This window comes from Paraburkholderia sediminicola (assembly GCF_046027825.1).
GTDB lineage: Bacteria > Pseudomonadota > Gammaproteobacteria > Burkholderiales > Burkholderiaceae > Paraburkholderia > Paraburkholderia sediminicola_D.
The window spans coordinates 1-6020 of sequence record NZ_JAQQDU010000184.1; the positions used below are offsets into that span (position 1 = coordinate 1).

General features: G+C 62.1%; 4 protein-coding genes. All 4 read right to left on the reverse strand.

What is annotated here, in order from left to right; genetic code table 11:
• Window positions 1-310: 310 nt before the first annotated feature.
• Window positions 311-2935 (reverse strand): winged helix-turn-helix domain-containing protein, encoded by a 2625-nt coding sequence (locus PQQ96_RS41335; RefSeq protein ID WP_408303078.1) that lies wholly within the window; start codon window positions 2933-2935, stop codon window positions 311-313.
• A 100-nt stretch (window positions 2936-3035) separates the two neighbouring features.
• On the reverse strand, window positions 3036-3887 hold the full coding sequence (locus tag PQQ96_RS41340) for a 3-hydroxybutyryl-CoA dehydrogenase (protein WP_408303080.1): 852 nt from the start codon (window positions 3885-3887) through the stop codon (window positions 3036-3038).
• 33 nt (window positions 3888-3920) lie between these two features.
• Window positions 3921-5108 carry a beta-ketothiolase BktB gene (bktB, locus tag PQQ96_RS41345; RefSeq protein WP_408303082.1) on the reverse strand — a complete coding sequence of 396 codons (1188 nt, stop codon included), beginning with the start codon at window positions 5106-5108 and terminating at the stop codon, window positions 3921-3923.
• A 62-nt stretch (window positions 5109-5170) separates the two neighbouring features.
• A partial coding sequence (locus PQQ96_RS41350) for an electron transfer flavoprotein-ubiquinone oxidoreductase (RefSeq protein ID WP_408303084.1) occupies window positions 5171-6020 on the reverse strand: 850 nt, incomplete at its 5' end.

The following is a 6020-nucleotide window of genomic DNA, read 5'->3' on the forward strand; positions in this document are numbered from 1 at the left end:
CACGGAAGGGGGGCGGGTTTTCAGGAATATCGTTATGGCATAAACGCCGCGCGACCCGTTATAGCAGGGTTTTCAGCCGGTTCGATGAGCTTGGGACCGTGCTGTTGAATCCGTACCACCCCCCGAGTGTTGCGTCTGCGTGACGCACTATGCGACTAGAGGGGCGCTGATTAATTCAGGGACTACCCTTCAGGCGGGCCGTATTTTTTTCTGATTGAATTGGCAGGCCGAAGCAATAAGCGCTTGCTTCGCGGAAAAAGTCGGGAGGTGTAGCGGGAGAAAGCCGCTGCCTAGGCGCCGTATGGGCCGTTCAGGCCGCTTCCTGCAGCAGGCCCATGAGTTGAGCACGGCGAACAATCTGTCTACGTGAGGTTGCGTCGAGTTTCAGGAAGAGGTTCTTCATATGCCACTTCACCGTCTCCTGCCCAATCCCCATGGCGAATGCGATTTCCTTATTCGTCAGATGGCGGGTGACTAACTCCAACACGCGACGTTCCTTCGGGGTCAGGGCCATACAGGGGGTCGCACGCAGGCCATCGTGACGCTCGGCCGCTGGTGCATCGGCCACAATCGACGATTGCGTTTCAGGCGACGAGGGAAGGCGCGCGGCACCGTCGGTATCGGGTGCGTCCATCCACAGCGCGACGGCAGGATGCAGGTCGACCGGCATGAGCTTCATCCCGCACGCCGCCCCAAGACTCACCGCCTCACGCAGAAGCGCGGTAGCCGATTGCCCGGTGCGGTCCAGAACAAAGGCGCGCAACGCCATGATATCGACACGCACCGCACCGCGCCTCATCTCCTCGGCGACCCGCTGCGCGCGAGTGAGCGCATGCTCGGCTGCACGCCAGTCCTGAGCGGCCATCGCCGCGTAACCATGGCTAATATCCCGATACAAGACCAGGGTGCGACGCGTGATGTGCGCATCTGACACCACGTGCGCGGCGACGATTCGGTCGAGTTGCTCGACAAGCGTCTGGCATGTCGCGGAACGGAAGTGGCCACTGTGTAAGCGGATCTGCTCCGTCAAGCTTGCCACGCGCAGCCTCGGCATATTGCGCACGGCGCCAATGGCATCTAGCGTGCCAAGGAGGTCGACGGCGCGGTGCTCCATGCCCGCCGCGGCTGCGATGCGCGCCGCTGTGCGGTACGCGAGGATCACGGCGTCGGGTGTTCCCCGCCGTTCGAGTACGTCCAGGCGGTTTGCCAGCAAGGCCGTTGCGTCCTCGAAGTCGCCTCGTTTGAATCGGGTCGCGGCGAGAAGCGCGGCCATCATGCAGGAAAACGGGTGCCGCCGGCCCAGGTCGTTGTCGGCACGTTCGAGCGCCGGGCGCAGTGTGCGTTCCGCCAGCAGCATTTGCCCCTCGAACAGGTACCCAAGGCCAGTCATGTAGTCACCCCATCGACTCACGTATCGACAGGCGGCGCTGGATTTGCCGTGTGGTGCGCGCTGCTGCAATCGACGGGCCGCCGCGTAATCGCCGTTCATGAGTGCCCGCGCGGCAAGCCGGTTTGCATGCACCTGTTGCAGCCATAAGTCGCTGACAGGGGGCGTGTCCCCCCACTTGTCCATCAGGCATGCTGCGCGGTCAGGCTCATCGGCGAAATAGGCGGCAGCGCTCAGGATCAGGTCGATCTCATAGCGTGTCGCCTCGTCTGGTTGTGTGCTGAGGAGAATGGCTTGTGCCTGTGTCTCGGCGTCCTTGTGCCGGTCGCTCATGGCGAGTGCCCATGCGATGGCGAGGCGCAACGCCGGATGCCGGTCCAGCACCGCTTCAGGAAGCCATTCGAGCCACTCGGCCACGTCGACAAGACGGCCTTGGGTGACGGCTTCATGCAAGCTGCGTTGCGCGAGCCTATAGGCCGTCTCCTCCTCGCCGCACGCCAGTGCGTGTCGCGCTGCCGCCTCGGTCATGTCATTGTCAGCCAGCCAATGCATGGCGCGGTTATGCAGGCAAGTCAGCTCGGCATGCGGCAGATCAGCGGCACGCTCGCGAAGCACCTCGCGCGCCATGGCGTGCAGCCGGTACCAGCCCCGGCGACCTTGCGCGTTGCAAAGAAGCGGGGTCTCACTTGCAAGGCGCAGTAACCGTTGCCTTGCATCGGGGAAACCGGAGAGCGCAGCGCAGAGGTCGCCATGCAACAGGTCGACGATCGAGATGAGCGTGAGGAAACGGATATCGTCGCTGTTGAGCCGCTCAAAAAGCGCGCTCACGAACTGCGCCTCTATGCCACCGTTGCTGCTTGCGAAAGCGTTGATGCCCGCAACCGGATCGTGTGTCTCGGCGATTGCGTCGAGCGCGAGCTGCAGGCCGAGTGGCCATCCTTCGGTGATGTCGTGCAATCTTGCGCTCGTATCGGCATCGACGTCGGCACCAAACCGGCCGCCGATCAGCGAGACGGTTTCGTCGAGGCGAAAGCGCAGCGTCGCGGCGTCTACCGCCGTGCACAGGCCATAGGGAATCAGGCGCGCGATAAGCTTGTCGTATCCTCCGCGCGAGGCAAGTACGACGCGCAGATTGGCGGGCAGGTTCTCGAACAGGTAAACCAGCGCTTCGTGGCTCGCCTGCGGAAGCGGCTCCACTTCATCGAGTATCAGAACGATATCGAGTGCCGTGCGGGCGACCTCGGCCAGCCAGGCCGTGATTGCTTCAAGCGGCGCAGCCGGTGCCGCGCCGCCCTCGAGCAGATGTTTCCCAAATGCGGCCCGCCCGGAACCCGCGCGTACGGCGAGCATCAGGCCCACGAACAGACGCCTCGGGTCATCGCGTTCATCAAGCGAGAGCCACGCCACCACGCTGCCACGCATCAGTTGCTCGCGGCGCCATTGGGCCAGCAGCGCCGTCTTGCCGAAGCCCGGTGGTGCCTGCACGATCGCCACTGGCCGGTCGCGAAAGCGCTCGCTGCCCGAGCTCAGGCGCGTGCGGGCAAGCATGTGCCGCGGGGCACGTGGGGGACTGATTTTGAGGGTGAGTTCCATCGTGACGGGTAGTCAATGCTCTTGAATGCGACGGTCACGTGGCACTGACCCGTGATCAATCGTAGCGGTAGACTCCGTGCCGGGTCTTGCGGCCGAGACGTCCGGCAGCCACCAGTTCGCGAAGCAAAGGGCAGGCGCGATATTTAGGATCGCCGAGATCCTTCGCGAGTACCTCTAGCACAGCGAGGCAAACATCAAGGCCCACCAGGTCCGCCAACGCGAGAGGTCCGATGGGGTGATTGGCGCCAAGACGCATGCCCTCGTCAATCTCTTCCGCCGTTGCGATGCCCTCCGCCAGAACGAAGAATGCTTCATTGATCATCGGCACCAGAATCCGGTTGACGACGAATCCCGGCGCATTCTTGACCCCGATCGGCGATTTGCCGAGCCGGCGGGACAATTCGTGAATCGCGTCGACAGTCTCTGCGCTGGTCTGCACACCGCGGATAATCTCGACGAGCGGCATCAAGGGCACCGGGTTAAAGAAGTGCATGCCGACGCAACGGGAAGGATCGGCGAGGCCCGCTGCCAGCGATGTGATGGAGATCGACGAGGTGTTCGTGGCGATAATCGCGTGTTGTTTTGCGACCGCTTCGATCTGCTTCAGGATCGTGCGTTTCAGCTCGACCTGTTCGGTTGCGGCCTCGATGACCAGGTCCACCTCGGCGAGGCGTTGATACTCGGTTGAGGTGTCGATGCGCGCGAGCGTGGCGCTGGCCGCATCAGCGGCGATCGTATTCTTCGCTACAAGCCGCTCCAGGCTCGACCTCAATGCGGCCATCCCTCGCGTGAGGGCGGCCTCGGTAACGTCGATCAGAACGACCTTCAGGCCGGCCGTCGCGGCGATCTGTGCGATACCACTGCCCATCGTTCCGGCGCCGACGACGCCGATCGTTTCAATTGTCATGTTCGATCTCTAGCAGTCAAATAGTTCATGGGACTATTGAAGATTTTCGAAGATGGCTGCGATACCCTGACCGCCACCGATGCACATGGTCACCAGTGCGAAGCGGCCGTTAATACGCTTCAGTTCGTGGATAGCCTTGACAGTGATCAATGCGCCAGTTGCGCCGATCGGATGACCGAGTGAAATGCCGGAGCCGTTGGGATTCACCTTGTCAGCGTCGAGCTGGAGTTCCTGGGCGACGGCGCAGGCTTGTGCGGCGAATGCCTCGTTTGCTTCGATCACATCGATATCGCTAATCTTCAGGCCTGCGCGTTCAAGCGCGATGCGCGTGGCCGGCACCGGACCGATGCCCATGTAGAGCGGATCCACGCCGGCATGAGCGTAGGACACGAGGCGGGCCAGCGGCTTGATCCCGCGTTGTTCGGCAGCACCGCGCTCCATCATCAGGACGGCGGCGGCAGCGTCATTGATACCGGATGCGTTACCTGCTGTCACGGTGCCATCGGTCTTCTGGAAAGCGGGTCGCATACCGGAAAGGTCGTCAAGGGAGACGTCCGGACGCACGTGTTCGTCCGTGTCGAACGACACGTCTTTCCCCTTGGCGCGACGCGTCACGGGAACAATCTGCTCCTTGAAGCGCCCTTCGGCGATCGCGCGCGCTGCACGGCGGTGCGATTCCATCGCCAATGCGTCCTGCTGCTCGCGCGTGATGCCATATTTCTGGGCAACATTTTCTGCCGTGATCCCCATCGGAACAGTATGGAAGGGATCGTTCAGCGCGCCCAGCATCATGTCGATCAGACGCGCATCGCCCATCCGCACGCCAAAGCGTGTGTCGGGCGTGATGTAGGGCGCACGGCTCATGTTTTCTGCGCCACCACCAATGGCAACGTCAGCGTCACCCAGCAGAATGGTTTGCGCGGCAGAGATGATGGCCTGCAATCCGGAGCCGCACAGGCGGTTCACGGTCAGTGCCGGCGCTGCCTCGGAGACACCCCCGTTAATGGCGGCCACACGTGCCATGTACATGTCTTTGGGTTCGGTCGCGATAACATTGCCAAACACCACATGTCCCACCTGATCGCCGGCTACCTTGGCACGTGCCAGCACTTCTCGCACGACAAGGGCTGCAAGCTCCGTCGGCGGTACGTCTTTCAGGCTTCCACCGAACTTCCCAATCGCGGTGCGCACACCGCTCACAATAACGACTTCTCTTTGCACGTCGCACTCCTTGATTTAGATGACGTACGCGGGGCATCGCTTTCGATGCCCCGCGTATCGACTCACATATTCGGGTAGTTAGGACCGCCGCCACCTTCAGGCGTCACCCACACGATGTTCTGGGTCGGGTCCTTGATATCGCAGGTCTTGCAATGCACGCAGTTCTGCGCGTTGATCACCAGACGCTCGCTGCCGTCGTCGTTCTTCACGAACTCATACACCGCAGCCGGGCAATAGCGTGATTCCGGACCGGCATAGGTCTGCCAGTTCACGTTCACCGGCACAGAAGGATCTTTCAGCGTCAGGTGGGCCGGCTGGTTTTCTTCGTGATTCGTATTCGAAATGAACACCGACGACAACCGGTCGAATGTCAGCTTGCCATCCGGCTTCGGATAGACAATCGGCTTGCACTGCGACGCAGGTTTGAGCATCTCGTGATCGGAATGCTGGTGATGCAGCGTCCACGGCACATTGCCGCCCAGCAGCTTCTGCTCGATGCCGACCATCAGGGTGCCGAGGTACAGGCCTTTGCTCATCCACTGCTTGAAGTTACGCGCACGATGCAGTTCCGTGTGCAGCCACGACGTCTTGAAGCTCTCCGGATACGCGGTGAGTTCATCGCTGGTGCGTCCGGCCTGCACGGCTTCAAATGCAGCATCGGCAGCCAGCATGCCGGTCTTGATCGCGGCATGCGAGCCCTTGATCCGCGACGCGTTCAGGAAGCCGGCGTCGTCGCCGACCAGCGCGCCACCCGGGAACACCAACTTCGGCAGCGACAGCAAGCCACCCGCGGTGATCGCCCGTGCGCCGTACGACACCCGCTTGCCGCCTTCCAGAATCGAGCGGATCGCCGGATGCGTCTTGTAACGCTGGAATTCCTCGAATGGCGACAGATACGGGTTCGTGTAGCCG

Excerpts from the sequence above, each read along its gene's own strand:
- PQQ96_RS41335 (WP_408303078.1), bottom strand. The coding sequence starts at position 2,935 with ATGCTTGCCCGCACGCGCCTGAGCTCGGGCAGCGAGCGCTTTCGCGAC.
- PQQ96_RS41340 (WP_408303080.1), bottom strand. The coding sequence starts at position 3,887 with ATGACAATTGAAACGATCGGCGTCGTCGGCGCCGGAACGATGGGCAGT.